Origin of the sequence: Modicisalibacter sp. MOD 31.J (genome assembly GCF_020147985.1) — a bacterium.
Taxonomy (GTDB): domain Bacteria; phylum Pseudomonadota; class Gammaproteobacteria; order Pseudomonadales; family Halomonadaceae; genus Modicisalibacter; species Modicisalibacter coralii.
In genome coordinates this window covers 179,228-205,664 of the sequence record NZ_JAGXFF010000003.1, presented here as the reverse complement: position 1 = coordinate 205,664, position 26,437 = coordinate 179,228, and the positions used below count along the sequence as shown (strand labels likewise).

At 67.9% G+C, this 26,437-nt stretch carries 22 protein-coding genes; 8 read left to right on the top strand and 14 right to left on the bottom strand.

Going from position 1 to position 26,437, the window contains the following annotated elements:
• Nucleotides 1-2: 2 nt before the first annotated feature.
• The gene (locus KGR00_RS11555) at nt 3-830 is read right to left on the bottom strand and encodes a phosphogluconate dehydrogenase C-terminal domain-containing protein (RefSeq protein WP_224418564.1); all 828 of its coding nucleotides are present in this window, start codon (nt 828-830) and stop codon (nt 3-5) included.
• 170 nt (nt 831-1,000) lie between these two features.
• Between KGR00_RS11555 and nanR the strand changes: the two genes are divergently transcribed.
• The gene (gene nanR, locus KGR00_RS11550; protein ID WP_224418565.1) at nt 1,001-1,708 is read left to right on the top strand and encodes a transcriptional regulator NanR; all 708 of its coding nucleotides are present in this window, start codon (nt 1,001-1,003) and stop codon (nt 1,706-1,708) included.
• Between the two features lie 21 nt (nt 1,709-1,729).
• On the opposite strand, the gene KGR00_RS11545 is transcribed toward nanR, so the two are convergent.
• Complete coding sequence (locus KGR00_RS11545; RefSeq protein ID WP_224418566.1) at nt 1,730-2,293, bottom strand: TetR/AcrR family transcriptional regulator; 564 nt, start codon at nt 2,291-2,293, stop codon at nt 1,730-1,732.
• 87 nt (nt 2,294-2,380) lie between these two features.
• Between KGR00_RS11545 and KGR00_RS11540 the strand changes: the two genes are divergently transcribed.
• Entirely contained in the window at nt 2,381-3,484 is a 1,104-nt protein-coding gene (locus KGR00_RS11540) for an MFS transporter (protein ID WP_239031363.1), read from the top strand.
• A gap of 48 nt (nt 3,485-3,532) precedes the next feature.
• On the opposite strand, the gene KGR00_RS11535 is transcribed toward KGR00_RS11540, so the two are convergent.
• The 5 genes from KGR00_RS11535 to KGR00_RS11515 form a co-directional block, all read right to left on the bottom strand.
• Nucleotides 3,533-4,348: an ABC transporter ATP-binding protein gene (locus KGR00_RS11535; protein WP_224418568.1), complete on the bottom strand. Its 816-nt coding sequence runs from the start codon at nt 4,346-4,348 to the stop codon at nt 3,533-3,535.
• A 38-nt stretch (nt 4,349-4,386) separates the two neighbouring features.
• A complete protein-coding gene (locus KGR00_RS11530) occupies nt 4,387-5,481 on the bottom strand; it encodes an iron ABC transporter permease (RefSeq protein WP_224418569.1) in 1,095 nt (364 codons plus the stop codon).
• Between the two features lie 16 nt (nt 5,482-5,497).
• Complete coding sequence (locus tag KGR00_RS11525; protein ID WP_129141806.1) at nt 5,498-6,466, bottom strand: iron ABC transporter permease; 969 nt, start codon at nt 6,464-6,466, stop codon at nt 5,498-5,500.
• A 70-nt stretch (nt 6,467-6,536) separates the two neighbouring features.
• Complete coding sequence (locus KGR00_RS11520) at nt 6,537-7,397, bottom strand: ABC transporter substrate-binding protein (RefSeq protein ID WP_224419844.1); 861 nt, start codon at nt 7,395-7,397, stop codon at nt 6,537-6,539.
• Nucleotides 7,398-7,605: 208 nt separating this feature from the next.
• Nucleotides 7,606-9,564: a ligand-gated channel protein gene (locus KGR00_RS11515; protein ID WP_224418570.1), complete on the bottom strand. Its 1,959-nt coding sequence runs from the start codon at nt 9,562-9,564 to the stop codon at nt 7,606-7,608.
• Between the two features lie 218 nt (nt 9,565-9,782).
• Between KGR00_RS11515 and KGR00_RS11510 the strand changes: the two genes are divergently transcribed.
• From KGR00_RS11510 to KGR00_RS11495, 4 genes are all read left to right on the top strand, one after another.
• Entirely contained in the window at nt 9,783-10,688 is a 906-nt protein-coding gene (locus tag KGR00_RS11510; protein WP_224418571.1) for a LysR substrate-binding domain-containing protein, read from the top strand.
• 330 nt (nt 10,689-11,018) lie between these two features.
• A complete protein-coding gene (locus KGR00_RS11505) occupies nt 11,019-11,522 on the top strand; it encodes a phasin family protein (RefSeq protein ID WP_224418572.1) in 504 nt (167 codons plus the stop codon).
• A 184-nt stretch (nt 11,523-11,706) separates the two neighbouring features.
• Complete coding sequence (locus KGR00_RS11500; RefSeq protein WP_129141784.1) at nt 11,707-11,982, top strand: hypothetical protein; 276 nt, start codon at nt 11,707-11,709, stop codon at nt 11,980-11,982.
• A gap of 36 nt (nt 11,983-12,018) precedes the next feature.
• Nucleotides 12,019-12,336, top strand: coding sequence for a carboxymuconolactone decarboxylase family protein (locus KGR00_RS11495; RefSeq protein ID WP_129141785.1), 318 nt, complete (start codon nt 12,019-12,021; stop codon nt 12,334-12,336).
• 157 nt (nt 12,337-12,493) lie between these two features.
• Here the strand turns inward: KGR00_RS11495 and KGR00_RS11490 are convergent, their stop codons facing one another.
• The 5 genes from KGR00_RS11490 to KGR00_RS11470 all read right to left on the bottom strand — a co-directional run bounded on the left by KGR00_RS11490 (nt 12,494) and on the right by KGR00_RS11470 (nt 19,295).
• Nucleotides 12,494-12,868, bottom strand: a complete 375-nt coding sequence (locus KGR00_RS11490; RefSeq protein ID WP_224418573.1) for a SirB2 family protein — start codon at nt 12,866-12,868, stop codon at nt 12,494-12,496.
• A 72-nt stretch (nt 12,869-12,940) separates the two neighbouring features.
• On the bottom strand, nt 12,941-13,663 hold the full coding sequence (locus tag KGR00_RS11485) for a virulence factor (protein ID WP_224418574.1): 723 nt from the start codon (nt 13,661-13,663) through the stop codon (nt 12,941-12,943).
• On the bottom strand, nt 13,660-16,173 hold the full coding sequence (mprF, locus tag KGR00_RS11480) for a bifunctional lysylphosphatidylglycerol flippase/synthetase MprF (RefSeq protein ID WP_224424419.1): 2,514 nt from the start codon (nt 16,171-16,173) through the stop codon (nt 13,660-13,662). Before mprF ends, KGR00_RS11485 begins: the two co-directional genes overlap by 4 nt.
• A gap of 246 nt (nt 16,174-16,419) precedes the next feature.
• Nucleotides 16,420-17,526: a histone deacetylase gene (locus KGR00_RS11475; RefSeq protein WP_224418576.1), complete on the bottom strand. Its 1,107-nt coding sequence runs from the start codon at nt 17,524-17,526 to the stop codon at nt 16,420-16,422.
• Between the two features lie 149 nt (nt 17,527-17,675).
• Nucleotides 17,676-19,295, bottom strand: coding sequence for a Na+/H+ antiporter (locus KGR00_RS11470; RefSeq protein WP_129141789.1), 1,620 nt, complete (start codon nt 19,293-19,295; stop codon nt 17,676-17,678).
• Nucleotides 19,296-19,705: 410 nt separating this feature from the next.
• On the opposite strand from KGR00_RS11470, the gene KGR00_RS11465 reads away from it, so the two are divergent.
• A complete protein-coding gene (locus tag KGR00_RS11465) occupies nt 19,706-20,902 on the top strand; it encodes an NnrS family protein (RefSeq protein WP_129141790.1) in 1,197 nt (398 codons plus the stop codon).
• Nucleotides 20,903-20,914: 12 nt separating this feature from the next.
• Here KGR00_RS11465 and narL read toward each other — a convergent pair whose 3' ends face one another.
• Together narL and KGR00_RS11455 are read right to left on the bottom strand one after the other, a co-directional pair.
• Entirely contained in the window at nt 20,915-21,556 is a 642-nt protein-coding gene (gene narL, locus KGR00_RS11460) for a two-component system response regulator NarL (RefSeq protein ID WP_224418577.1), read from the bottom strand.
• Nucleotides 21,553-23,388 carry a histidine kinase gene (locus tag KGR00_RS11455; RefSeq protein ID WP_224418578.1) on the bottom strand — a complete coding sequence of 612 codons (1,836 nt, stop codon included), beginning with the start codon at nt 23,386-23,388 and terminating at the stop codon, nt 21,553-21,555. Before KGR00_RS11455 ends, narL begins: the two co-directional genes overlap by 4 nt.
• A gap of 328 nt (nt 23,389-23,716) precedes the next feature.
• On the opposite strand from KGR00_RS11455, the gene KGR00_RS11450 reads away from it, so the two are divergent.
• Nucleotides 23,717-26,413 (top strand): MFS transporter, encoded by a 2,697-nt coding sequence (locus KGR00_RS11450; RefSeq protein ID WP_224418579.1) that lies wholly within the window; start codon nt 23,717-23,719, stop codon nt 26,411-26,413.
• The last annotated feature ends 24 nt before the right edge of the window (nt 26,414-26,437 follow it).

Below are 26,437 nucleotides of genomic sequence, written 5' to 3'. Positions count from 1 at the left end.
GCTCAGGTGATACGGCGAATGCTCTCGGCGATCGCCTCACGCTCGAACACCTGCTTCCAGTCATCGCGCATCAGCATCGGCTTGCCGTTCTCGATCGCCTTGTTGCAGGCGTCCGAGAAGGCACCGGGCACCTCGTCGAAGATCACCGCTCCGAGGATGTTCATGTGGCCGAGCAGGAAGTCCCGGGCGCATTGCGCCGACACCCCTCGGGCGACGACCTCATCCATGGCCTCGCGCATCACTACCAGCAGGGTGGCGCAGACCGTCTCGGAAAGTCCCGGTTCGAGCAGCGCCATTTCCTCGACGCTGACGCGGTGCGAGCGTCCCACCGGGGCGTAGATGGTGCGGGCGATGCGTTCGCCGAGCTCGAAGCATTCTTCCGGTCCCTGCATCAGGGCGCTGACGATGTGCTGCGTGGCCTTCAGACCGCCGAAGCGATCCTGTCGGGCCTCGGCATCGTCCTCGTCGTTGAAGATCGACGGATGGCAGGGATGGGTGACGAAATAGACGAGATCGTCCCGCTCGGGAAGGTGCCCGGCGAAGGGGGCGGCGGCATCCAGGGCGATGACCAGGGTGCCGCTCGCCATCAGCGGCGCGAGCTGGTGGGCGAGCTTGCCGACCAGCGTGTCCGGCACCGCGAGGATCACCGCATCGGCGCCGGACACGGCCTGCTCGGCATCGACGCAGGCGATGTCGAGTTCCTCCCTCAGTCGGCGGCGCCCTGCCTCGCTGACCTCGACGTGGTCGACCGAGAAGGCCGAGCCCTTCAGGTTGCGTGACAGCCGAAAGCCCATCTTGCCGCCGGCGCCGATCAGTGCGATTCGCGTCATTGTCGTTGTCCTAGGGTGAGAGTCGTGGAATGCTCTACTTGCTAACTGGTATGATGACATAATGATCATGCTAGTATGTCAAACACGACTTTGGTCGTGCCGGCCCATGGGCTGCAGGGAGCGCGGCGATTGGTTAAGCTGCGTCCCGGCCACCCGACAGAGACGATGTCATGAGCGATGCCCTGAGAGTCTCCCGACGCAAGCTGGCCGACGAGGTCTTCGATCGGCTCTATGCCATGCTGCTCAACGGCGATTACCGCCCGGGCGACAGCCTGCCGTCGGAGCGTCAGTTGATGGAGATGTTCGGGGTGGGGCGCCCCGCAGTGCGCGAGGCGATGCAGTCGCTGGAGCGCGTCGGCCTGGTGAGCATCCATCATGGCCAGCGGCCGACGGTCACCATGCCGACGGCATCGGGCCTGCTCTCGCAGATCGAGCTCACCGCCAGGCACATGCTGTCGAGCTCGCCGGAGTCGCTCGAGCAACTCAAGGAGGCGAGGGCCTTCTTCGAGCTGGGTATGGTCGCGCGGGCGGCGCAGAAGGCCTCGGCGGCGGACATCGAGCGCCTCGAAGCGCTAGTCGAGGCGCAGCGTGCCCAGTTGAACGTCGATGCCGGCGCCTTCATCAAGGCCGACATGGCCTTCCATGTCGCCATTGCCGAGATGACCGGCAACCCGATTTTCGTCGCGGTCAGTCACGCCATGCTCAATTGGCTGGCCAACTTTCATGCCTCTGCCTTGCACTGGAAGGGTAACGAGCATGTCACGCTGGAAGAGCATCAGCAGATCGTCGCGGCCATGGCGGCAGGGTCGGCCGCGGAGGCGACCCGTGCGATGCGTGCCCATCTCGACCGGGCCGGCCAACTCTACCAGCTGTCCTGAGGCGCCCGCGGCGTACCGGCGTCACTCACCGCGGCTCCCCACCACCTCGCCCACCCAGCGCTCGAGGCGCGCGTGATCCACGGCCTCGGCATCGTAGAGCAGGTAGTAGACCAGCGGGGCGACCAGGCGCTCCATCAGCGTCTCGACGCTGGGTACGGTCTCGCCGCGCTGGCCGGCGCGCTGGACGATCGTCTGCATCTGTTGCCGGTTCAGGTCGCTGCAGCAGCGGCGCCGCTCGGCGTCGTCGCTGGCCAGCACGTCGCGCAGCATGCGCTGGCCGGGGCGAGAGGTCAGTTCGTCGTGATACTGCTCGCTCCAGGCCAGCAGGTCGCCGGCCAGGGTCCCGGTGTCGGCCGGTGGCGTTTCGGGACGCAGGCGTTCGAGGTTCACGTCGGCGAGCAGTTCGGCGAGATTTCCCCAGCGACGATAGAGGGTCGAGGGCGTCACCCCGGCGCGCTCGGCGATCCGCGGCAGAGTCAGGGCGTCGCGCGGCAGTTCACGCTCGAGCTCGTGAACGGCCTGGTGCACGGCCTGCTGGATGCGGGCACTGCGGCCTCCGGGGCGTACGGCGGTTTTCTGAGTCATGATTCCTTAACGCAAAATATTTGCTTTAACGGGGCAGAGGCGTCATGCTTCACATTAACGCAAAATCTTAGCATTAAGGAGTGGGTCATGGCAGCTTCTTCCTCCCTTGACTGCACGCGGGGCGATGATTCTCCACGCACGGGACAGGCGCTGTTCTACCTGGGGCTCCTGGTCGTCTTCCTCGCCGCCTCGAGCGCGCCCACGCCGCTCTATCCGCTGTACCAGCGCGCCTGGGGGTTCTCGGCGACGCTGCTGACCCTGGTGTTCGCGGTCTACATGTTCGCGCTGTTGCTGACGCTGCTGGTCAGCGGCTCGCTATCGGACCAGCGGGGGCGCAAGCCGGTGATCGCCCTGGCCGTGGCGCTCGAGGCGGTGTCGATGGGCGTGTTCCTGCTCGCCGACGGGCCCGGCTGGCTGCTTGCCGGGCGCATCCTGCAGGGCGTGGCCACCGGCATCGCCACCAGTGCCCTGGCGGCGGCGATCCTCGACAGCCACGCGCGCCACGGGCCGCTGATGGCCAGCGTCGGACCGCTCTACGGCATGGCCTTCGGGGCGCTGTTCTCGGGGTTGCTGGTGGGCTACGCGCCGGCCCCGCTGCGCCTCGTCTTCGCGCTGTTGCTGGGGGCGTTGCTGTGGCAACTGGCGTGGCTGCCGAGAATGCGCGAGACGGTCAGGACGACCCCCGGGCAGCCGCTGTCGCTGCGCCCGCGGGTACAGGTGCCGGTCGCGGTACGCGCCACTCTGCTGCGCGTGGTGCCGGTGGCCATCGCCGCCTGGGCGCTCGGCGGCTTCTCGCTGTCGCTGGGCCCCTCGCTGATCGCCGAGGTGGTGGATCTGCACAATCCGGCGATGGGCGGGCTGCTGGCCTTCCTGCTGCCGTTCGTGGGCGGCAGCAGCGTGCTCGTGCTGCGCCGGCAGACGCCGCGTCTGGCACTGCTGGTCGGTGGCTGGGGGCTCGCCGCGGGCATGGCGGTGATGCTGGCCGGCGTGCACGGGCACACCGCGTGGCTGCTGCTGGCCGGTGCCGCCACCCAGCAGGTGGGCCTGGAGACGACCACCTACGCCTACGGCGCGGCGGTGATCGCCCTCGCCGTGCTGGCGCTGATCGGTGCGCTCGGCGGCGGGTGCCGGAGCGTTGGCGCTGAATGCCCCGCTCGTCGATGTGCGCCGGCCGGGCCCCGCGATGAATGAATCACCCGAGTATCGCTATCGACGCATCGAACGACTCGCTGGCCGCGCTCAGCGCAATGAGCGCAGATTGGTCAGTACCGGGCTACCGGTGGCCGGGTCTTCGAGCAGCGTGCAGTCGATGCCGTAGAGCTCACGCACCAGTGCCTCGGTCATGATCGCCCGCGGCGGCCCCGCGGCGATGATGCGGCCGTCGAGCATCGCCACCAGATGGTCGGCGAAGCGGCAGGCGCTGACCAGGTCGTGGACCACCATCGCCAGCGTCTTGCCGGCGGCGGCCTGCGCCCGGATCAGTTCGAAGACCTCGAGTTGATGGCCGAGGTCGAGCGCCGAGGTCGGCTCGTCGAGCAGCAACAGCGGCGTCTGCTGAGCGATCGCCATGGCGATCCAGGCGCGCTGGCGCTGCCCCCCGGACATGGCGTCCAGCGGGCGGTCCGCCAGCGCGTGCAGATCCGCCGCGGTGAGCGCGGCATCGACGATCCGCTTGTCCTCCGCCGACCACTGCTGGAACAGCCCCTGATGCGGCTGACGGCCGAAGCGGATCAGCTCCGCGACCGTCAGCCCCTCCGGCGCCTGGGTCTCCTGCGGCAGCAGCGCCAGACGCCTGGCCATCTCCCGGGCCGGCAGGCGCTGAATATCGCGCCCGTCGAGCAGCACCGCTCCGGCATCCGGTGCATGCAGCCGTGACAGGCTGGCCAGCAGGGTGGACTTGCCGCAGCCGTTGGGTCCGACGATCGCCGTTACCTGCCCGACCGGCAGTGTCAGGTCGAGGCCCTCGATTACCCGCCGCCGCGTGCGCCCGTGCCCGTAGCTCAACGACAGCCGTCTGGCGGCGAGTGGCGCCACCGATTCGCAAGGGGGACTCATGACAGGACACTCATGACAGGACACTCATGATAGAAAGCTCATGACACAAACCTCGACGAGGGGCGTAACAGAATCCAGAGCAGGAAGGGCGCGCCGATGATCGCCGTGACGATGCCCACCGGTACCTCGATCGGTGCCAGCAGCAGGCGTCCGGCCAGGTCGGCCGATGTCATCACCAGGGCGCCGGCGAGTACCGAGGCCGTCAGCGGCACGCCGCGCGGCGAGGAGAGCTGGCGCGCGATCTCGGGGCCGATCAGCGCCACCAGCCCGACCGGCCCCGCCACCGCCACCGCCAGCCCGGTCAGGCCGACCGCAATCATCAAGGCCAGATAGCGACAGGCCTTGACGCGATAGCCGAGCCCGCGGGCCACCGCATCGGAGAAACGCAGCACCGTCATCGCCCGTGACAGCCAGGCCGCGCCGACGAAGGCGAGCAGCAGGCCGGCACCGAGCCACGCCACGGCACCGGCGTCACGCGTGTTGAGACTGCCCACGGTCCACGGATAGGCGGCGTTGGCGGCATCGATCGCCACCCGCGCCATCATCAGTTGGGTCAGCGCACCGAAGACCGCGCCCACGCCGATGCCGGCGACGATGAAGCGGTAGCCGCGCGTGCCGATGTCGCTGGCCAGCGCGAAGGTGATCGCAGTGGCCGTCGCCGCGCCGACCAGCGCCATCGGCGGCGGCGCAAGGCTGGTCCCGACGCCGATCACCGAGGCGATCGCGAAGGCTGTTGCGCCGTTGTCGATGCCGACGATGCCGGGCGTTGCCAGCCGGTTGCGTGCCAGAGTCTGCATCAAACAGCCGGCCAGTGCGAAGGCTGCTCCGGTGGCGAGGCCGGCGAGCAGGCGCGGCAGGCGCAGCGCCTGAACCACGAAGACGTGCATCGCGTCGCCTTGTCCGAGCAGCCCGCTCAACGCGGTTCGCGGGTCGAGCGGCAGGCTCCCCAGGCAGAGAGAGAGCAGCGCCACGCCAGCAAGCGCCAGCGCCAAGGCGAGGTTGGCCAGCGCCGCGCGACGGTCGACCAGCACGGAGAGATCCCGACCGACGACCCGACCGGCGAGCCGCCATGTACCGTGAGGCGGCGGCACCTCGGCGGCTCGCCGAACACGATGCCGGGACGGAGAGAGCATGCGAGCCTTCATGACCCTACACCGCCGGCAGTCGATGGGCGCGGACGACCGCGATCAGCACCGGCGCGCCGACCAGCGCCGTGATCACGCCGAGCGGCATCTCCGAGGGTGCCACCAGCAGTCTCGACAGCACGTCCGCCCCGAGTATCAGGATCGGCCCCAGCGGCAGGGCCAGCCACAGGGTGCGGCGAATGTCCGGTCCGGCGAGCGCTCGCGCCGCGAACGGCACCACCAGACCGACGAAGGCGATGGGCCCCGCGACCGCCGTCGCCGCTCCGACCAGCAGCGCGACGGCGACGACCGTCAGCAGGCGTACCAGGCGCGGGCGATGCCCGAGACCGACGGCGACCCGTTCTCCCAGCGCCAGTGCCGCCAGCGGTCGCGCCACGGCGAGCGTGATCGCCCCCGCCGCCGCCAGGCTTGGCAGGATCGCCCGCAGATCCTCGAGCCGGCGCCCGGCCAGACTGCCGACGATCCAGAAGCGGATCTCGTCGGCGGAGCGCTGGTCGACCAGCAGGATCAGCGAGGTCAGTGCCCCCAGCAGCCCGGAGAGCACGGCGCCGGCGAGTACCAGCCGTACCGGATCGCCACCGACGCCGTTGAGCCGGGCCGCCGCCAGCACGAAAAGACACCCGGCCAGCGCGCCCAACTGCGCGACCGAGACGCGCAGCGTGGCAGCGCTCGCCCCGAGCATCAGCGCCACGGCCACCGCCAGGGCGCTGCCGGCGCTGACGCCGAGCAGCCCGGGCTCGGCCAGCGGGTTGCGCGCCGCCGCCTGGATCAGGGCGCCGGCGACGCCGAGTGCGATGCCGACACCGACGCCGACCGCCGTGCGTGGCGCGCGCAGCGACTCGACCAGGAAGCGCGCCTCGGCATCGCCGTTGCCGGTCAACACCGACCAGGCGTCGGCTGGGCCGATCTCGCCGGCACCGAAGAGCAGGCTCGCTAGCGTCATCAGGGCGAGACAAAGCAGCAGCCCCAGCATCAGCCGGGGCAGCGGGTAACGGTGCGAAGCGGCTGAATCAGTCACGGGAATCAGTCATCGTCTTTCCAACTCATGGCGCCAGGGCGGCTTCGATATCGTCCAGCACCCGAGAGGCCGCCATCGGACCGGACGCGCTGGTCCAGAGTTGGCCATCCACGGGAACGACGCGGTCGTGCTGCACCACGTCGAGACGCGCAAAGGCCGGCGACTGACGGGCTTTCTCCAGCGCCGCCTCGCCCTCGGCGTTGAGCGTGGCGAGGAACAGCCAGTCGTTGTCGATGCGCGCCAGGTTCTCCAGGCTCAGCGGATCGCTGTGCGGACGGTCGTCTTTGACCACGCCGCCGTCCTCGACCGTGAAGCCGGCGGCGGCGAGCAGGCCGGTGGCGAACAGCCGTGTGGACATTACCATCGGCCCATTCGGCATCCAGCGCGCCAGCGTCACCTCGGGCGCGGGTTGCGGCTGACGCTTGGCTAGCGAATGTGAGCGATTATCAATTTCATCAAGCGCGCTGTCCACCGGTGTTTCTCGGCCCAGGGCCCTGGCGAACAGGCGGGCCTCGTCCTTCCAGGCGTCCGGCTCGAACCCCTGGGTCGTCGGGACGATGGTCGGCGCCAGGCGCGAGAGCAGCGCGTACTGCGCCTGCGGCAGGCGCGGTGGGGCGAGGATCAGGTCGGGACGCAGGGCGACGACCGCCTCCATGTTGGTCTCGCGGGCGGTGCCGACGATGGCGATGCCTTCGGCGGCATCGCCGAGATAGGCGGCGACGCCGTCACCGCCCCGCGTCGCCACCGCACCCAGCGGCGTGATGCCGGCGGTCAGGGCGGTGTCCAGCGCCCCTTCGTAGAGCGTGACCACGCGCGCCGGCTGGCCGTCGACGTCGACCTCGCCGTAGGCGGTTTCCAGCGTGCGCGCCTGGACGGCACTGGCCATGCCGCCCTGTGCCAGCGTTGCCAGGGCCAGCACCGCGCAGAACCGCGAGATGCCGGGGGGTAGAAAACGCAGTTGCATGAAAGTCTCCCTTGCGTCGTCGAGACGGCGCCGCGTCGTTTGCGCCGCCGTCCGGGTTGATGATCCGTGATGCGGGATGAGCGAGAGGCCCGGCCGGCAGCGTCGCCATCGGGGATGACGTCCCCGCGCCTCAGAACTCGAGATTGATGCCGACCCAGTAGCGGCGGCCATCCTCGACCAGACCGTAGTCGTCGTAGTCCACGTCCTTGTCGAAGAGGTTGTAGACACCGAACAGGAAATGGGCCTGCGGTGCGATCGCCCAGCTGCCGCCGGCATCGACGAAGGTATAGGACGGTGCCTGCAGCGAGCTGGCGGAGCGCCCCCCGGTCGGCTCGCTCTCCTCGCCGCGGTAGGTGACGCGCGACCAGCCGCTGAAGCGACCGCTGGGGTCCCAGTCGAGCGTGGCGGTCGCCAGGTGCTTGGGCAGCTTGGTCAGCGGCCGGCCCTCGTACTCGCCGGATTTCTGTTCGGAGTCGGTGAAGGTGTAACTCGACGTCAGCGACAATGACTCGGTCAGCGGCGTGGCCAGCGAGAGTTCGACGCCCTGCGTGGTCGCCTCGTCGACGTTGACGCGATAGGTGGGGTCGGCTCCGAAACTATTCTGCCCGTCCGTACAGATATCGATCGGGCAACCGACACGGGTGATCTTGTCCTCGAACGCGTTGTAGAACAGCGTCGCGCTGGCGCTCGTGCCGTCGTCGCCGCTGTAGACCAGCCCCAGCTCGTGATTGAGCGAGGTTTCCGGCTCGAGATCCGGATTGCCGTAGATATTCCCGCCACGGCTGACCTGGCCCCAGCCCGGGGTGATCTCGCGCAGCGCGGGAGACCGGTAGCCGGAGGAGACGCCGCCCTTGAGCGTCCAGTTCGGCGCCATGCTCCAGACGCCGTAGAGGCGTGGGCTGACGTGACTGCCGAAGTTCTCGTTGTCGTCCATGCGCACGCCGCCGGTCAGCGAGAAGCTGTCGGTCAACGACCATTCGTCCTCGACGAACAGTGCCCACTGATAGACGTCGATGTTGTCGATGCCGGTATCGAGGTCATTGCTGGTCGAGTCGTCCAGCTCCTGCTTTTCGTAGTTGGCGCCGACGGTCAGGATATGCGAGGCGAACGGCATCACCAGGCGCGAGTCGGCCACCGTGTTGGTGATCTCCATGTCGCGAGACTTGTTCTCCGCGGTCTCGCGCTGTACGTAGGAGTCGCTGGTGCCGATACCCCAGCGCCCGGTATGCGTGATGGTGAAGTGCTCACGGTTGAAATCGTTGTCGGAGTCCGTGCACGGCCCGCGGCAGCCGGTTTCGGACGCCGACACGCCCACGTGCGACTGGCGCTCCTGCTCGGTGCGCCCGGCCTCGAAGGTGAAATCGTGGTTTTCGCCCGGCGTCAGTGACAGTCGCACCGTACCGTTACGCAGCTCCTTGTCTTCGTAACCATCGATGATGTGGTCTTCGTCCCGCGTGGAATAGCGTCCGTTCACCTGCAGGCCGAGGAGCCCTTCCTTGAGTGGGCCGGCCACGTAGAACTGGGTCTGCTGTTCGTTGCCGGAATCGCGGTCTTCCTGAATGGTGGTGTCGACCTGGAGATTGCCGTGCCACTCGTCGGCCACCTTGCGCGTGATGATGTTGATGACCCCACCGATGGCATCGGAGCCGTAGAGCGTCGACATCGGCCCACGGATTACCTCGATACGGTCGATTGCCTGCAACGGTGGCAACCAGTCCTGCTCGAAGCCGGCACTGCCGTTGGGACGGGTCTCGCGGGTGGACTGTCGCCGACCGTCGACCAGAATCAGCGTGTACTGTGCCGGCATGCCGCGAATGCTGATGTCGGCGCCGTTGTCGCCCGCCCCGCCGCCGGTCACGATGACGCCGGGCACGTTGCGCAGGGCATCGGTGACGTCTCGGTACTGGTGATCCTCCAGCGCCTCGCGCGTGACCACGCTGATCGAGGCCGGAGCTCTGGCGACCTGCTGGGCGTAGCCGGCGGCGGTGACGACCATCGGATCGAGTGACTCCTGGGCCTGACTGCTGCCGGCAAACCCGGCGACACCGGCCACTGCGAGAGTGGAGAGGCGGAATGGCGTTGACAACATCATTGGGTTCCCTTGTAAGACGAGCCCCCGGGCGGGGCGATTTCTCACGGTCGAGAAATTCAATACGAATATTTATCATTTAGATTCTTCCATATTCTTCTGGTAACGTTGCGAGACAACGCGTTGCGCTTTGCGCAACGTCGAATCGATTCCAGTTAGTTCGGGCGGCATGCTTCCCCGCGCCGCCCGAATGACTGTCTCCCCGGGAGCGGTATCGCATGTACGATCTCGACGCCTTGGCAACCTTCGCCGAGGTCATGCGCAGCGGCAGCCTGACCTCGAGCGCCCGGCGTCTGGGTGTCGCCAAGTCGACCCTGAGTCGACGCATCGCGCATCTCGAGGCCCAACTGGAGCAGCCGTTGCTGAGGCGCCAGGCCAACCGGCTGCTGCCGACCGAGGCCGGCAGCCTGTTTCTGGACTACGCCTGGGAAATGTTGCGGCTTGCCGAATGTAGCCATCGGGCGCTGGACGACCTCCGGGCGGAGGTCAGCGGCCAGGTGGTGATCAAGGTGCACTCGGCGCTCGCGCGCGGCTGGATGGCACGTCAGGCCGAGGACTTTCTGGCGCGACATCCGCAGGCGCGGATTGTTCTGCATACCCTGCAGGCGCCGCCGGTCGCGCCGGATGCCAACGCCATCCATGTCTGGCTGGGAGAGATCGGCGAGTGCGGGTTGCGTCAGGAGCGTCTCGGCTGGTTGACCTACGGTATCTATGCCAGCCCCGAACACCTCGAGCGCCACGGGGCGCCACGCCATCCGCGGGATTTGCGTCAGTACCGCTGGATCGATCGCCTCGGTGATATCGAAGATGGACTGACCCTGAGCCACCCGGAGCAGGGCGAGCATCCGCTACCGGCAACGACCTCGCGCCTGCAGGTCGACCAACTGGTGCTGCATGCCGATGCCATCGTCCGTGGCCAGGGGCTCGGACTGATGCCTCACTGGATGGCCGAAGAGCGCCTGCGCCACCACCCGGGGGCGCTGGTACCCTGCCTGGCCGACTGGCAGGCTCCGGCGCAACCCATTGCCCTGCTTTATCCTCACGGCCACCTGCCGCGCAAGGTGGCCGTCCTGTTGGAGCATTTGCGGCAGGGTGTTCCGGGCGCCTGGCGAAAACCTCCCTAGTACGCCCACGGCATGACTGCTCCGTGGAAACCTGAAGCCGATCAAGCGCGGGCCAGATTGTCACGCCGCGCTGACGATACCGTCTTCCTTGCTGATGCAACCTGCACTGTCGGGCCCTTCGAGACGGGCGATCAGTGGCACTCGGAGGAAATTCCCGATACCCGCCACCTCGATCTCTGAGGCAAACCCGTGGGCCCGAGGTGTGGATTTAATGATCCCCGTCAAGGCAGGCGTGCGGGCCCCGGTCTATACCGCACAAGGTGCTCCGGTAAGGGGGAGAAGCTGGAGTTTTCGCGATTTTCCACGCGTTTTCGTAACAGGGGGAGCGACATGAGTCACCAAACGGCAACGAACCAATATGACGCCCGGGTGCGGGATCTCTGGGAGACCTGGTCGAGCTTCAATCCGTGGCTGCGCGTCGGCCAGACGATGGCCGACGGCCTCGACCAGGCGATGCAGCATCAACTCGATGCCCTGCAGCGCTACAGTCAGATGAGTGCCCGGTGTCTGCGTGCGGCCAACGATATCCAGGATGCCGACGACATGCAGCGTTTTCTGTCGCAGCAGGTCGAATGGCTTAGCGAATGGACCGAGCAGTTGATGGAGGACGCCCGGATGATGGCCGAGATCGGCCAGGGCTGCGGCCGGGATCTCAGCCAGGCCTTCTCCGAGACCGGCGAGGCGCTCAACCAACGCATCGACGAGACCGCGCGCCAGGTCGGCAAGGTCGGTCTGGAGGCCGTCGAGCGTACCTCCGCAGGCGCCGTCAACGATCCGGGCGACACCACCGGCAAGGCAGCGGGCACGACGCGCAGCAAGAGCCGGGCTTCCTAGGGAGCTGCCTCGGCGCCCGACGGTCGCGTATGGCGGGTCGGGAAACGGTCGGCTCCCGGCGACTTAACAGCGTCGCGTCTAGCGTCTACCTTGAGAGCGTCAGGACCGCAAGGCTGACCGCGCGTCCCGCCAAGGGATGCCCGGGACGGGGCGTCCGGGACGCGCCTTCACGCACGGAAACGCCATGCACGACACAGGAGGCATCATGGCCAGCGAGACACTCGACAAGGATCAGGCGAAGGACATCATCAGCCGCGCGGTGCACCCCTACGTGTGCAAGTTCCACGAGGAGAAGGGCGAGAATTTCGACCGCTTCACCGTCGACATGGATGACGAGACCCAGGAATTCGAGATCGACCCCGCCACCTGGCAGGACAGGGCGGCACTGCTCGAGCGCCTGGAAATGGTCCGCACACGGCTGGTGGGGCGCGGCGGCAAGGTCGCCGACTTCACGCCCTGAAACGCCCGGGCCACGATAACCGCGAGGAGATCACGCATGTCACGTCAGCAGCTGCCCGCCGGTGCCGCCCGGCTCGCCGAACAGTACCCGGAAGTCTGGGACGCCTACGCCGGGCTCGGCGAGGCCTGTGCCGAGGCCGGCCCGCTGGATGCGCGGACCCGACGTCTGATCAAGCTGGCCCTGGCGGTGGGCACGCGCTCCGAGGGCGCGGTGCACTCCCATGTGCGCCGTGCCCGGGCCGAGGGCATCGACGACGAATCGCTCAAGCAGGTGGCCCTGCTGGCGATTCCCACGCTGGGCTTTCCCAATGCCATTGCCGCGTTGACCTGGGTCGAGGATCTGCTCGACGAGTGAGAGGGTGCTTACAAAATGCCTGCGCTCGACAATACGGCGTTAAAATCGGCCTCAAAATGCTCATTTACCTCGGTAAACTCCGCTTTTTCGCCCGATTTTGCCTTGTCTTGTCTTCGCTCGCCGAATTTGTAAAACACCCTCTGAGCTCGGGCCTCGATCAGCTCAGGGCCAGCCACGAACGCGGGTCGTGGGCGACGGCCGCCCCCACGATGTAGGCGAAGACCGCGAGCGCGGCCAGCGCCGCCGCGGCGCGCCCGCGGCGGATGGCGACGCTGCCGAGGCCGATGTAGACCACCAGGCCGACCAGCTTGGCCGCCAGCCAGGGCTGGCGCGTGGGCCAGGCCTGCAGCATGACCATCAGGGTGACCCCTGCCGCCAATAGCAGGGTATCGACCAGGTGCGGCACGATACGGACCCAGGGGCGTCGCAGCGCCGTCGAGCCGGTGGCCGACCACCAGGCGCGCAGGCCGAACAGCGTCACGCTGAGGGCGGCCGCGGCCATGTGGATGTGCTTGATCAGCGTATAGTCCATGTTCCTTCCCCCAGGTTCGACCCGATGGTACGCGAGTCGCTCGTTACCGGTCGACGAGGGGGCTGCGTGTCGCTATTCGATGCCATCCAGGATGCGTCGTGCCAGGGCGGCATAGTCGCCATCGAAATGGTGCCCGCCTCGGGTCTCGATTCTCTCCGCACTATCGAAAACGGCCGACGGACACGCGCTGTCCGACTCTTCTTCCCCGTAGAAGCACTGGACCTTGCCGAGGTCGAGCCGACTCACCTCGGGCAGCAGGGGGCGTGCGTCCTGACTCGAATGGCCCAGGAGCTTGTCGGCGACATGGATGCCGAAGGTGGCATCCCGCGCCACTCCCAGCAGTGAAATGCGCACGATATGGCGTTTCACGTCGTCGGGGAGGCGGTTGACCGCAAAGGGCATGATGTCGGCACCGAAGGAATAACCGACGAGTATCACCCGGGACCGCCCCCACGCCGCGCGATAATGCCGGAGGATGGCCGCGAGATCCGTGGCGATCCGGTCGGGCGTCTTTTCATGCCAGAAGTAACGCAAGGAGTCGACACCGACCACGGGGATCCCCTGGCGCTGCAGATCCTCGCCGATGGTCTTGTCGAGATCCCGCCAGCCACCGTCACCCGACCAGATCACCGCCATGAGATCGCCTTTCCCCGCCACGGGAAGTTCGGTCAGCGGCAGGGTCGCCAGTGTCGTGTCGGGCTCGCGTGATACATCCCCTGTCTGCGCCAGCAGAGTATGGCTGGCCATCATGATGACCAGCGCCAATAAGGCCTGGCGTCTACGCGTCGGTTTCATTTGCTGATCAGCCCCTTTATGCCACCACTGATGAGTAACGCCGTATCACCCAGCGTGCGTGTCATCTCGATTCCGGGGCGTGCCGCCAGGTAGCGGGGACGCCAGACCGGATCGAACTTGGCCTTGTAGGCCCGCAGGCCCTGGAAGTTGTAGAAGTGTTCGGCATGGCGGAACATCAGCGCGCCGGCTCGGCTGAGTGCGGGCGCCAGGGCACGCGCTTCCAGCCCCGCCATCGGTGCCATGCCCAGATCGAATTCGACGTACCCCGCTTCACGCCCCCACAGCATCAGCTCGATGAACAGCTGATCCATCACGCCGTTGGGGGCGTCGTCGCGATGGCGCATCAGGTCAATGGAAAGCTCGCGCCGATCGGGCGACGCGCACAGCGTGGCGAACGCCAGCAGGCGCCCCTCTAGCCGGATCGTCGCCACGGGAAAGTGGCGGATATAGTCACGGTCGAAACGCCCGATGGAAAAGCCCTTTTCCTTGACGTTCTTGGCATTCAGCCACTGATCCGAGACGACCTGCAGCTCGTCGATGATCGTCGGCACGCTGGCGCGGGGGACGACCGTGAAGGCGAGCTTCCCGCGCCGCCCCCGGTTCCAGGTCTGGCGCAACTTGGCCCTTGCGGCCCCTTGCAGGTCGAAGTCGCCGAGTGGCACGTAGGCTTGCTCCCCCAGCTTCTGAAACGCCAGGCCCGCCTCGGCGAACATCGGCATGGTGTCGGCGGAAATCTGGTAGAACGACGGGCGTCCGCCGTTTTGACGGCAGGTCTCCAGGAACGTCCACACCAGCTCGTGGCGTTCATCCAGGCGGCCGACCGGCTCGCCCATGGCGATCCAGCTCTTGCCCTGCAGGCCGAACATGATGAAGCTCTCGCCGCTTTGGCTGAACAGCAGATGCTTGTCACCGAGCAGCGCCAGCCAGGCCGCCGAGCCGACGTTCTGCGCCCCTTGAATGACGCGCTCGGCGCGCGCCAGATCCGCCGAAGCCGGCAGGGCCAGCGCCGCGGGCGACAGGGCGGGACGCAGGGCCAGACGCAGGGCCACCAGCGCCAGCACGGCCACCATGCCCAGACTCGCGCGCAAAAAGCGCGGCGCCCCCTGATCGAGGACGAAGGTCCACCACAGCTCATTGGTGTATTCGACATGCCGGTAGGCAAAGAAGCCCAGCCACAGGTAAGCGGTGACGACGGCGGTGCTGACGATCAGCCAACTGACCGACGGCGTCAGGGCGAGCAGGCGGGCCTTGCGATCGAAGGCGCGACGACAGGCGGCGAGCGGGACCAGGGTCATGGCGAGCGCCAGCACTTGCGTCCACTCCGCGCCCCGGAACAGCGAGAAGAGGATGCCGCCGACGAGGCAGCCGCAAGCCAGCAGCCAGGCCCCGTTGAGCCGGTGACGCAGCCCGTCGGCGACCAGCAGCAGTGTCACGCCCAGCACGCTGCCCGCGAAGTGCGAGACCTCGATGACGCCGAGCGGTGCCAGGGCGGCCAGCCAGTCCGTGGCCGTGTCGTTGCGGGGTATCGCGCCCGAGACGAGCAGCACGATGCCCGAGGCGAAGACCAGCACGGCGAACAGTGACGGCGCCAGGGGCAGGGTCCAGGTCACGAGCCCCCGGGCCGGGCGTCGCAGGGTATGCCAGGCGAGCATCAGTCCGGCCAGGAACAGGGGGAGCAGGTAGTAGATGACGCGATAGGTCACCAGTGCGGCAATCGTGGCCGTCTTGGCCTCTTGCGGGACGGCGAGGAGAATCACCGCCTCGAAGACGCCGACGCCGCCGGGCACGTAACTGAGCAGGCCGATGGTGTTGGCAACGACGAACAGCCCCAGGAAACCCAGCGGCCCGAACCCGGCATGATCGGGCATGAGACTGTAGAGCGCCATCGCGGCAAGGGTGTGATCGACGAGCGCAATCCCTATCTGGCCGGCCGCCAGGGGCAGGCTCGGCACGCTCAGCGCATGGCCACGCCAGGTCAGGCGCCGGATATCGAGGGCGGCCAGCAGCAGCCATGCCACGGGGATGCCCAGCAGAGCGCACCCGAGAAGGGGGCCGAACCATGTCGGCAACGTCACCAACGCCGTCAGGCGCTGGCCCTCGCCGAGGATGGCGACGCCGAAGAGGGTCGTGAGCCCCAGCATCGTGGTCAGGGTGACGAAGCCGATGATCTTGGCGATTTCCAGGGCGCTCAGGCCCCAGCTCCCGTAGATCTTGTAGCGTAAGGCGCCCCCGCTGAGCATGTTCAGCCCCACGCTGTACGACAGGGCATAGGCGGTGAACGACGCAAAGGCGATGCGCCGATAGGGCAACGAGCGTTCGATCCAGCGAAATGCCAGGCGGTCGTGCGCCGAGAGTGCCAGATAGCTGCCCGCCGTGGCCGCGAGGGCCAACAGCAGGGCCGTGGGCGACTGGGCGGCGAGTTGTCGCTGAATCGTCCGCAGGTCGAACTGCGCCAATTCGCGGTGAATGAACACCAGGGCCAGCCCGAACAAGGCCAGGCCGATGAACATGGGCACCGCGTATCGCAAGCGACCCCGAAAGTGGGCCCGCCACGCGAGAAGGCGCGCCAGCCGGTCAGTCGGCATGGTCGACGGTCACCATGGCACGGCGCCGTGAAGACGCGCCAACACCTCTGGCGTCGGCAGGGGGCGATGGCAACGCGAGCCGTCTCGGATGGGGCATTCTAGTGGTCTCTGACCGGGAGAGGGGCGGCCACGGGCCGACTCTCGCTCTGAGTCGCTCCCCCGCGTTTTGGTTCACTCGTCGGGGGCGATAAAGGCATCGCGGTGATAGGCCGCGGCGGCGGCGACCTCGGCGACGCCGCTGATTCCCGGCGTCGGCGGCTCGCCACCGGCGAGGACCTCGAGCACGGCGTGCACCCCGCGTGGCAGCGAGGTCAGGTTGTAGCCGCCCTCCAGCACGAAGGCCAGCCGTCCCTGGCAGTGGCGCCGGGCCAGTGCCTGCAACCGGCCGGTCAGCGCGCCGAAGCCTTCGTAGGTGACGTTCAGGGCCAGGTCGTTCCAGTGCGGGTCGAAGCCCGCCGAGACCAGGATCAGGTCGGGCCGGAACCACTCGGCGGCGGGGGCGAGGATCTCGTCGAAGGCCTTGAGAAAGGCCGCGTCCCCGGCGCCGGCGGGCAGCGGTACGTTGACGGTGGTGCCTTCGCCCAGTCCCACGCCGACCTCCTCGAGCCGGCCGGAGCCGGGGAAGTAGGGCGGGGCGCGGTGGATGTCGAAGAACAGCACGCTGGGATCGGCCCAGAAGATCTCCTGGGTACCGTTGCCGTGGTGGGCGTCCCAGTCGACGATCAGCACCCGTTCGCAGCCCAGCTCGGCGCGGGCGTGGGCGGCGGCCACCGCCACGTTGTTGAACAGGCAGAAGCCGCGTGCGCGGACCGGCTCGGCATGGTGGCCGGGCGGGCGGACCAGGGCGAAGGCGCTGGCGGTGCGCCCCGCGACGACGGCTTCCACCGCGGCGATGGCGGTGCCGGCGGCGACTTCGGCGGCCTCGGCGCTGCCCGGCGAGACCGCGGTGGTGTCGACGTCCAGCCAGGCGCTCTTGCCGCGCAGCTCGAGGATGTTGGCGACGTAGGAGGAGGTATGCACCCGGCAGAGCTGTTCGCGGGTGGCGGCCTGGCCGGTCTCGAACGTCACCCCGGCGATCGGCTCGCTGTCCAGCAACTGCCTGATGACGGTCAGCCGCCCCGGATGCTCCGGATACTGCCAGGTGACGTCGAGGCTCGAGAGAATCTGGCGCAGGTGGCGGTCCAGGCGCGAGGAGAGCAGCGGCACGTTGCCGTCGGGCTGGTGGGCCAGAACCCGCTCATCGTAGAACACGGTGACAGATGCATCTGGTGCGGTCACGAGGCCTCCCGGAATGTCGAACGCTGTTCTTCTTGGTGTCGTCACTGACAACCATAGCCTACCCGGGGGCTTGCGAAAGGGCGTGATGACCGGCAGCGGTGCGGGGCGGGATATCCGCTCGGCACCGTTGCCGGTCGTCGCGCCCGGCGTCACGACAGGGACGCTTCCTCGTAGTCGAGCTCGCGGATCAGCGTCTGCAGCATCGGTTCGTCGATGCGGCGGCGCTTGCGCAGGCGGTAGAGTTCCTGACGCTGCACGGCGATCGCCTGGCGGCGCAGCTCGGTTTCCAGGGTATGGTGACGGCGCGCCTGCTCGGCGCGTTCATCGCGCTCCAGGGTCATCGCCTGGAGTTCCTGGCGGTAGGATTCGATGAGATGCGCGGCGATCGAGCGATGCAGTTCGGCTTCTTCTTCGTCGGTCGCGGCCGCCCGGTTCTCCAGCCAGTCGAGGGCGGACTGGGTGGCCGCCTGGCGGGCGCGAACCAGTTCGCGTTCGTGCTGAGCCAGGTCGTCGAGCGACAGGAAGCGCATGAAATAGGGCACCCCCAGCGCGCCGATCAGCAGCGACAGGATGATCACCGCCGCGGCGATGAAGATCATCAGGTCGCGGCCCGGGAAGGGTGCGCCGTTGATCAGCAGCGGCACCGAGAGCACGCCCGCCAGGGTGATCGCGCCGCGCACGCCGGCCACCGAGCTCAGTGCCGTGACCAGCAGGCGCGGCTGGCTCTCGGCGGACTTGCCGCGCAGCCGGAGAATGCGCTCCTCGGCCCAGTGGTAGACGTAGACGAAGGCGAAGCGGATCACCAGCAGCACGCCCATCAGCGCCAGGGCATAGCCGCTCAGCGTGACGATGCCCAGCTCCTGCGGGCCGGCGGATGACCAGACGCGCTCGACGATGCCCGGGAACTGCAGGCCCAGCAGCAGGAACACCGCGCCGTTGAAGCAGAAGTCGAGCATCTCCCAGATGCTGCGGTTGAGGATGCGCGTGCTGGTCTTGACCGGCAGCATGTCGACGCGGCTCTGCACCATGCCGGCGGCCACCGCGGACAGGATCCCCGACATGCCGGCGTGCTCGGCGAGGAAGAACGCCGCGAACGGCAGCAGCAGGATGGTGACCACGTAGGTGGCCGAATCGTAGAGGTGGCGGGCGGTCATCCACTGCTTGAACTTGCCCACCAGCCAGCTCAGCCCGCCGCCGATCAACAGCCCGCCCAGCGCCACCACCAGGAATTCCCCGGAGACGGTGAGCAGCGAGAAGCTGCCGGTGACGGCGGCGGCGATGGCGAACTTGAACGACACCAGGCCGGTGGCGTCGTTCATCATCGCCTCGCCCTCGAGCTGATGCGCCATGTGGCGCGGCAGGCGACCCTGGGCGATGGCGATCACCGCCAGGGCGTCGGTGGGCGAGAGGATGGCCGCCAGGGCGAAGCTGGCGGCCATCGGGATCGTCGGCAGTAGCCAGTGGATGACGTAGCCGACCACGGCCACCGTGAGCAGCACCAGCAGCAGCGACATGGCGGCGATCTGGCCGCCGTACTCGGTGAACTCCTTCTTGGGGATCTTCCAGCCGTCATAGAACAGCAGCGGCGGAATGAACAGCATCATGAAGATCTCCGGGTCCAGCTCCACCGTCATGCCCAGCGGCGGCAGGGCCAGCACACTGCCCATCAGGATCTGCAGGATCGGCAGCGGCAGGGGGATGAGGTTGGCGAGCGGACGACTGGCGGCGACCGCCAGCGTCAACAGGAAGATCAGATTGAGGATGTCCATGGGGGGCCCGGTAACGACGTTTCGAAAGCGATGTTACAAGATTATCGGCGGAAACGGTGTTTTCTTCAGCGCCTTGCAGGGCCGCAAGGCTGCCCCGAAACACTTCATTTAATCTTTTTAAAACAATGGTTTGTCGTTTTATTGGTGGTTGCTGCACCGCCGAAGACGGCGGGCGATCTGCGGCCGGCTTGATGTGAATCAAGTCACGATGGCGGCCAGCGAGTCAGGTGTTGCGTGTCATTCCGACAGCCTTTGTCCGCCATTGTCTTATCGACTCGAATTTTATTGTCATTTTGATCCTCAACGTTGCCCCCGGCCCGCTGTACGCCCTGCCTGGCGGGGATTTCAGCACGATCGATGGCTGGCACGCAGATTGCCGTAGTGAAGAAAACCGTGCGGAGGATCGAGTGATGTCGCTGTCCAGGCAACTGACCCATCGGGCGCCGCTATGGCGATTGGCGTTTCGTCCCTTCTTTCTGCTTGCTGCGACGTTCGCGCTGCTGGCGATGCTGGTCTGGGGCGGCGTGTGGAACGGCTATGTGGTGCTCGCTCCCTACGGCGGGCTGATGTGGTGGCACCCGCACGAGATGCTGTTCGGTTTCGCCGCGGCGGTGGTGGTGGGGTTTCTGCTCACCGCGGTACGGAACTGGACCGGACAGCCGGGGATCGCCGGGTTGCCGCTGCTGGGGCTCGCCGCCCTCTGGCTGGCGGCGCGGCTGTTGATTGCCTTCCCCCAGGGAATGCCGGCGGTGGGCGTGGCGGTCGTCGATATCGCCTTCCTGCCGCTCGCCGCGGTGCTGCTGGCCCGGCCGGTGATCCGTTGCCGCCAGTGGCGCAACCTGATCTTCGTGCCGGTACTCGCGCTGCTCGCCGTGGCCAACCTGGCCACGCACCTGGCGCTGTATGGCGCCGCGCCGGAACTGCTGGGCGGTGGCGAGCACCTGGCCGTGTTGTTGATCACGCTGCTGATGGTGATCCTCGGCGGCCGGGTGATCCCCTTCTTCACCGCACGGCGGCTCGGCTTGTCCCAGGCGAGCCGGCCGGTGGTGCTGGAGGCGCTGGCGATCGGTGGCGCCGCGGCGTTGGTTGGCCTGCAACTGGCCGCCCTCTTGGGGGGCGAGGTACCGGCCGGCATCGGGGGCGTGGTCGCCGGGGTGGCGGCGCTCGCCAATCTCGTGCGCTGGCTGCGCTGGGCGGGTTGGCACGGCTGGCGCGATCCGCTGCTGTGGAGCCTGCACCTGAGCTATGGCTTCGTCTGCCTGGGGCTGTCGATGTGGGCGCTGGCGGCCTGGCATATCGTGAGCCTGTCGCTGGCGGTTCATGCGCTGACCGTGGGCGGCATGGCCAGCATGATGCTGGCGATGATGGCGCGGGTGGCGCTGGGGCATACCGGGCGGCCGATCGTCGCGCCACGGGGCATTGGCACGGCCCTGGCACTGATGCTGTTGGCCGGTGTCGCGCGCGCCCTGTTGCCGGCCCTCTGGCCGCAGAGCCTGCCCGTTGCGCTGGACCTCGCCGTGTTCGCCTGGTGCCTGGCGTTCGCCCTCTACCTGGCACGCTACGCGCCGGTGCTGGTGCGGGCCCGGGCCGACGGCGGCGATGGCTGAGGCGATGACCGGTCAGCCCAGGTCGTGGTTGACCGCCCAGACCGCGGCCTCGACCCGCGAGCGCAGACCGAGCTTCTTGAGCAGGTTCCTGACGTGGACCTTGACCGTGCCCTCGCTGATCGTCAGCCGGCGGGCGATCAGCTTGTTGCTCATGCCGCGGGCCAGGGCGCGCAGGATCTCGCCCTCGCGGGCGGTCAGCGAGGCCAGCACGTCTTCGCCCGGTGCCGCACGCGGGCCGCTCAGGGCCCGCGCCAGCAGGCCGGCGAGTCGCGGGCTGATCGCCATCTGGCCCTCGGCGGCCTCCTTGATCGCCGCCAGCAGGTCCTCGGGCTCCATGTCCTTGAGCAGGTAGCCATCGGCGCCGGCGCGCAGGGCGGCGACCACGTCCTCCTCGGCATCGGAGACGGTGAGCATGACGATGCGTGATTCGATGCCGGCCTCGCGCAGGGCCTTCAGCGCGCCCAGGCCATCCAGCCGGGCCATGTTCATGTCCATCAGGATCAATGCCGGTTCCAGGCGCACGGCGGCCTCGAGCGCCGCCTCGCCGTCGGCGGCCTCGCCGGCGACCGCTAGGGCCGGGTCCATCTCGAGCAACTGGCGCACGCCGCGGCGAAACAGCGGATGGTCGTCGACGATCAGGATCGCAGGGGTCATCGGACATCTCCCGGCAGTGGCAGGGCAGTGGCTTTCTGGTGGAGTTGCGGCGTGAAGCAAAGATGCACCTCGGTGCCGCCCCCGGGGGGCTCGCGCAGCTCTAGCCGGCCGTTCAGGCTCGCGGCGCGCTCGCGCATGATGATGGTGCCGTAGTGGTTGGGCTGGCTGTCCTGCCCGCCGAAACCGACCCCGTCGTCGCGAACGCTCACCGCCACCTGCCCCTGGTCGTCGGTGGCCAGACTGACTTCGCAGTGGCTCGCCCGGGCATGGTGGACGACGTTGGACAACGCCTCACGGACGATCTGCAGCGTGTGCACTTCCTCGTTGGGTGACAGCGGGCAATGGCCGAGGCGGTAAGCGAGGTGGATCATCGGCTCGCCGCGGCGCTCGAATTCGCGCACCGTCTCTTCCAGGGCGGCTTCCAGCCCCGGTTCGTTCATCTTCAGGCGGAACGTATTGAGCAGTTCGCGCAGTTGCCGGTAGGCGGCGTTGAGGCCCTCGCGCAGTTCGTCGACGATCGCCTCGGTGTCGGCATCGGAGCCGGTGCGACGCGCCTGGGCCTGGAGGCGAGCGACCTGGATCTTCAGATAGGAGAGCGCCTGGGCCAGCGAGTCGTGAAGTTCGCGGGCGATCACCGCGCGCTCGTCCATCAGCGCCAGGCGGCGTTGCTCGGCGTAGCCCTGGGCCAGCGAGATCGAGGTGCCGATCAGCCCGGCGATGGTCTCCACCAGGTCGCGCTGCCAGCGCCGGGGCGGGGAGTCGGGGGGATACTGCAGCAACAGCACGCCGAACTCGCGCCCGGCCTCGCTCACCGGCACCCGGTACACCCAGGGAGCGGTGTCATCGCTGCCGTCGAGGCAGGGCTTGCAGGCCGGCGCCCGGCAGAAGTCGGGACAGTCGCCGGGCTGGGTGGACAGGCGCAGGTAGGCGCGCTCGGCATCGGCCTGGGCCAGGCACAGGGTGATCGGCCCCAGCCCGGAGACCGCGGCGAGCTGCTCGAGCACGCGGCGATACCTGGCGTCGCCGGCGGGGGCCCCGTTGAGCTGGCGGGCCGTTTGATAGAGCAGGTTGAGCGTCTCGTTGCTGCGCTGGAGCTCGGCGGTCTTGGCCTCGACCCGTGCCTCGAGTTCGCCATAGATCTGCGACAGGCTCTCGTTCATCTGGTTGATGGTGCGCGACAGCAGGCCCAGTTCGTCGCCGGCGGTGTAGTGGGTGCGCCCGGCGAAGTCGCCGCGCCGCGAGCGGTCGACCACCTTGAGCAGGTCGCGTAGCGGCGGCATCACCTCGGTGGCCAGCTTGTACATGGTCAGGAACACCAGGCCCAGCGTCAGAAACAGGATGACGCCCTGAAACAGGCGCAGCAGCTGGATGCGCGACTCCGCCTCGCGCTGCAGTTGACCGACCAGCCGGTCGACCTGATCGACGAAGCCGCCGATCCGGCGGGTGGCGATCGACGGCGGAGTCGATGCGTCCTGCATCAGCGGACGCAGCCGGTCGCGCCACTGCTCGACGACCGAGCGGTACTGCCGGGTCAACGGGTGCTGTCGGTCGTCCGGCAGGCGTTCGGTGATCACCGGCGAGGTCAGGCTGCGGTCGAGTGCGGCGATCTGCGCCGCCGGCTGCCCGGGCGTGGCTCCGGACTGCAGGCGCGTGGCGAGCAGCCGGTAGGCCTGCATGCGCAGGGCGCCGGCCTGGTTGATCGCCGCCGCGTCGCCGCTGGCGGTCTCGGCGATGACGATCGAGCCGAGCATGCTGGTCAGCGCCAGCAGCACGATGCCGGCCATCGCCAGGCCGGCGCGGAAGGTCAGGGAACGGGTAATCGCGTGGGCCATGGGCTGTCGGGCGCTGCCTACCTCCAATGAATCGCCTCTGTCCCCGCCCCTCGCGTCTCCCCGGGCGGCTGGAAAAAAGAGGCGTCGAATCAGTGGCTTGTCGAAATCTGCCGGCTACCTCGAAAGAGGTAGTCCCCGCCAGGGTCGGTGATGACCGCCCGGGGCGTCTTGATCCAGGTCAACGGGCCTCCCGGCCCACTATAGCAAGGTCCGCTCAGAGCTCCTTCCAGAGCCTCACGGGTGACGGTGGGGTCTGCCGCGGCAAGCCTTCATCCCGCTTCTGGAATGGCGCTCCTCGTGAGGTTTCACCGAGCCAGAGGGGACGACCATGGCCAACGACCACAACCCGGCGAGACGCGAACAGAATCGCGCCCTGGGACTCTCGACGGTCGCCTTCACCGCCTGCTTCGCGGTGTGGACGCTGTTTTCCATTCTCGGTCTGCAGATCAAGCAGGAGTTCGCCCTGTCGGACACCCAGCTCGGCCTGCTGATGGCGACACCGGTGCTCACCGGGTCGATCAGCCGACTGTTCCTGGGCATCCTCACCGACCGCTTCGGCGGGCGCTGGGTGTTCAGCCTGCTGATGCTGGCCACCGCCGGCTGTGTCTATCTGCTGACCTTCGCCACCAGCTACCCCCTGCTGCTGCTCGGCGCCCTGGGCATCGGCCTGGCCGGCGGCTCGTTCATCGTCGGCGTGGCCTACACCTCGGCGTGGTTCGAGCCCGAGCGCCAGGGTACCGCACTGGGCATCTTCGGCGCCGGCAACGTCGGCGCGGCGGTGACCAACTTCGGCGCGCCCTTCCTGCTGCTGGCGCTGGGCTGGCAGGGCGCGGCCCTGGTCTACGCCACGGTCATGGCGGCGATGGGCGTGGCCTTCCTGCTGCTGGCGCGTACCGACCCGCAGAGCGCCCAGCGTCGCACCGACGCCGTGCCGCTCAAGCAGCAACTGGCGCCGCTGGTCGAACTGCGGGTGTGGCGCTTCTCGCTGTACTACTTCTTCGTCTTCGGCGGCTTCGTCGCCCTGGCGCTGTGGCTACCGCACTACCTGGTCGAGGTCTACGGCCTGAGCATCACCGCCGCGGGTATCGTCGCCGCACTGTACACCATCCCGGCGTCGCTGTTTCGCATCCTCGGCGGCTGGCTCTCCGATCGCTACGGCGCGCGGCGGGTGATGTACGCCACGCTGATCGCCTCGGTGGTCTGCACCTTCCTGCTCAGCTACCCGCCGACCCATTACCGCGTGCAGGGCGTCGACGGCACGCTGGAGTTCTCGTTCGCCATGAACCTGATCGGCTTCGTCGCGCTGATCATGGTGCTGGGCTTCTTCATGTCGCTGGGCAAGGCGGCGGTGTTCAAGCACATCCCCAGCTACTACCCGCAGCACGTCGGCGCGGTGGGCGGCGTGGTGGGCATGATCGGCGGTCTGGGCGGCTTCTTCCTGCCGCTGACCTTCGGCATGCTCAACGACGTGGTGGGCATCTGGCAGAGCTGTTTCATGCTGCTGCTGCTGGTCTCCGGCGCGGCGCTGGCGTGGATGCATTACGCGATCCTGCGCGCCAGCCGTGAGGAATGGCGGGACGGCCGCGAGGTCCGCGATCTGCCGGAGCTGTCCACCCCCAGCCGCTTCGTGCTCCAGGACTGGCGCCCCGAGGACCCGGACTTCTGGGCCGAGAAGGGCAGGCGCATCGCCACCCGCAACCTGTGGATCTCGATCCCCAACCTGCTGCTGGCCTTCGCAGTGTGGATGGTCTGGTCGGTGGTGGTCGCCAAGCTGCCCCAGGTGGGCTTCGACTACACCTCCAACCAGCTGTTCTGGCTGGCCGCGCTGCCGGGGCTGTCCGGCGCCACGCTGCGCATCTTCTACAGCTTCATGGTGCCGATCGTCGGCGGGCGGCGCTTCACCGCGCTGTCCACCGCCTCGCTGGCGCTGCCGGCGCTGTGGATCGGCTTCGCCGTGCAGAATCCCGAGACCCCCTACCTGGTGATGCTGATCCTGGCACTGCTGTGCGGCTTCGGTGGCGGCAACTTCGCCTCGAGCATGGCCAACATCTCGTTCTTCTATCCCAAGCGCGAGAAGGGCAACGCCCTGGCGCTCAACGCCGGCCTGGGCAACCTGGGCGTCAGCGTCATGCAGTTCCTGATTCCGCTGGCGATCACCGCCGGGGTGTTCGGCGCGCTGGGCGGCGAGCCGCAGGCCCTCGACGACGGTCAGCGCCTGTGGCTGCAGAACGCCGGCTTCGTGTGGGTGCCGTTCATCCTGATCGGCGCGGTGGCGGCCTGGTTCGGCATGAACGACATCGCCAGTGCCCGGTCCTCGTTCAAGGATCAGGCGGTGATCTTCAAGCGCAAGCACAACTGGCTGATGTGCGTGCTCTACACTGGCACCTTCGGCAGCTTCATCGGCTACTCCGCGGGCTTCCCGCTGCTGGCTTCCAACCAGTTCCCCGAGGTCGACGTGCTGCAGTTCGCCTTCCTGGGGCCGCTGGTGGGCGCGCTGTCCCGCGCCGGCACCGGCTGGATCTCGGACCGCTTCGGCGGTGCCCGGGTCACCCTGTGGGTGTTCGCGGCGATGATCGTCTGCGTGGCCGGGGTGCTGTTCTTCCTCGGCATCAAGGACCAGCCGGGTGCGTTCTGGGGCTTCTTCGCCATGTTCCTGCTGCTGTTCTTCTTCACCGGGGTGGGCAACGCCAGCACCTTCCAGATGATCCCCGAGATCTTCCGCCAGGAAGTGGCGCGACTGATGCCGTCACTCGACGCCGCGGCGCAGCGCCAGCAGAGCGACAAGGAATCCGCGGCGACCATCGGCTTCACCTCGGCGATCGCCGCCTACGGTGCCTTCTTCATTCCCAAGACCTTCGGCAGCTCCATCGCCCTGACCGGCGGGGCCGAGCTGGCGCTGTACGGCTTCATCGCCTTCTACGCGATCTGCGTGGCCCTGACCTGGTTCTACTACACCCGCGCCAACGCCGAGATCCGTTTTCAGGAGCCCGGGCGGGCGACGCCGGCACAGACCGCGTCGTCATGAACCCGCGCCGTTGAGGAGAAAAAT

Bases quoted from the DNA above. Each gene is read 5' to 3' on its own strand.
- KGR00_RS11555 (WP_224418564.1), bottom strand. From the start codon at position 830: ATGACGCGAATCGCACTGATCGGCGCCGGCGGCAAGATGGGCTTTCGG.
- nanR (WP_224418565.1), top strand. From the start codon at position 1,001: ATGAGCGATGCCCTGAGAGTCTCCCGACGCAAGCTGGCCGACGAGGTC.
- KGR00_RS11545 (WP_224418566.1), bottom strand. From the start codon at position 2,293: ATGACTCAGAAAACCGCCGTACGCCCCGGAGGCCGCAGTGCCCGCATC.
- KGR00_RS11540 (WP_239031363.1), top strand. From the start codon at position 2,381: ATGGCAGCTTCTTCCTCCCTTGACTGCACGCGGGGCGATGATTCTCCA.
- KGR00_RS11535 (WP_224418568.1), bottom strand. From the start codon at position 4,348: ATGAGTCCCCCTTGCGAATCGGTGGCGCCACTCGCCGCCAGACGGCTG.
- KGR00_RS11530 (WP_224418569.1), bottom strand. From the start codon at position 5,481: ATGCTCTCTCCGTCCCGGCATCGTGTTCGGCGAGCCGCCGAGGTGCCG.
- KGR00_RS11525 (WP_129141806.1), bottom strand. From the start codon at position 6,466: ATGCTGGGGCTGCTGCTTTGTCTCGCCCTGATGACGCTAGCGAGCCTG.
- KGR00_RS11520 (WP_224419844.1), bottom strand. From the start codon at position 7,397: ATGGCCAGTGCCGTCCAGGCGCGCACGCTGGAAACCGCCTACGGCGAG.
- KGR00_RS11515 (WP_224418570.1), bottom strand. From the start codon at position 9,564: ATGTTGTCAACGCCATTCCGCCTCTCCACTCTCGCAGTGGCCGGTGTC.
- KGR00_RS11510 (WP_224418571.1), top strand. From the start codon at position 9,783: ATGTACGATCTCGACGCCTTGGCAACCTTCGCCGAGGTCATGCGCAGC.
- KGR00_RS11505 (WP_224418572.1), top strand. From the start codon at position 11,019: ATGAGTCACCAAACGGCAACGAACCAATATGACGCCCGGGTGCGGGAT.
- KGR00_RS11500 (WP_129141784.1), top strand. From the start codon at position 11,707: ATGCACGACACAGGAGGCATCATGGCCAGCGAGACACTCGACAAGGAT.
- KGR00_RS11495 (WP_129141785.1), top strand. From the start codon at position 12,019: ATGTCACGTCAGCAGCTGCCCGCCGGTGCCGCCCGGCTCGCCGAACAG.
- KGR00_RS11490 (WP_224418573.1), bottom strand. From the start codon at position 12,868: ATGGACTATACGCTGATCAAGCACATCCACATGGCCGCGGCCGCCCTC.
- KGR00_RS11485 (WP_224418574.1), bottom strand. From the start codon at position 13,663: ATGAAACCGACGCGTAGACGCCAGGCCTTATTGGCGCTGGTCATCATG.
- mprF (WP_224424419.1), bottom strand. From the start codon at position 16,173: ATGTTCATCGGCCTGGCCTTGTTCGGGCTGGCCCTGGTGTTCATTCAC.
- KGR00_RS11470 (WP_129141789.1), bottom strand. From the start codon at position 19,295: ATGGACATCCTCAATCTGATCTTCCTGTTGACGCTGGCGGTCGCCGCC.
- KGR00_RS11465 (WP_129141790.1), top strand. From the start codon at position 19,706: ATGTCGCTGTCCAGGCAACTGACCCATCGGGCGCCGCTATGGCGATTG.
- narL (WP_224418577.1), bottom strand. From the start codon at position 21,556: ATGACCCCTGCGATCCTGATCGTCGACGACCATCCGCTGTTTCGCCGC.
- KGR00_RS11455 (WP_224418578.1), bottom strand. From the start codon at position 23,388: ATGGCCCACGCGATTACCCGTTCCCTGACCTTCCGCGCCGGCCTGGCG.
- KGR00_RS11450 (WP_224418579.1), top strand. From the start codon at position 23,717: ATGGCCAACGACCACAACCCGGCGAGACGCGAACAGAATCGCGCCCTG.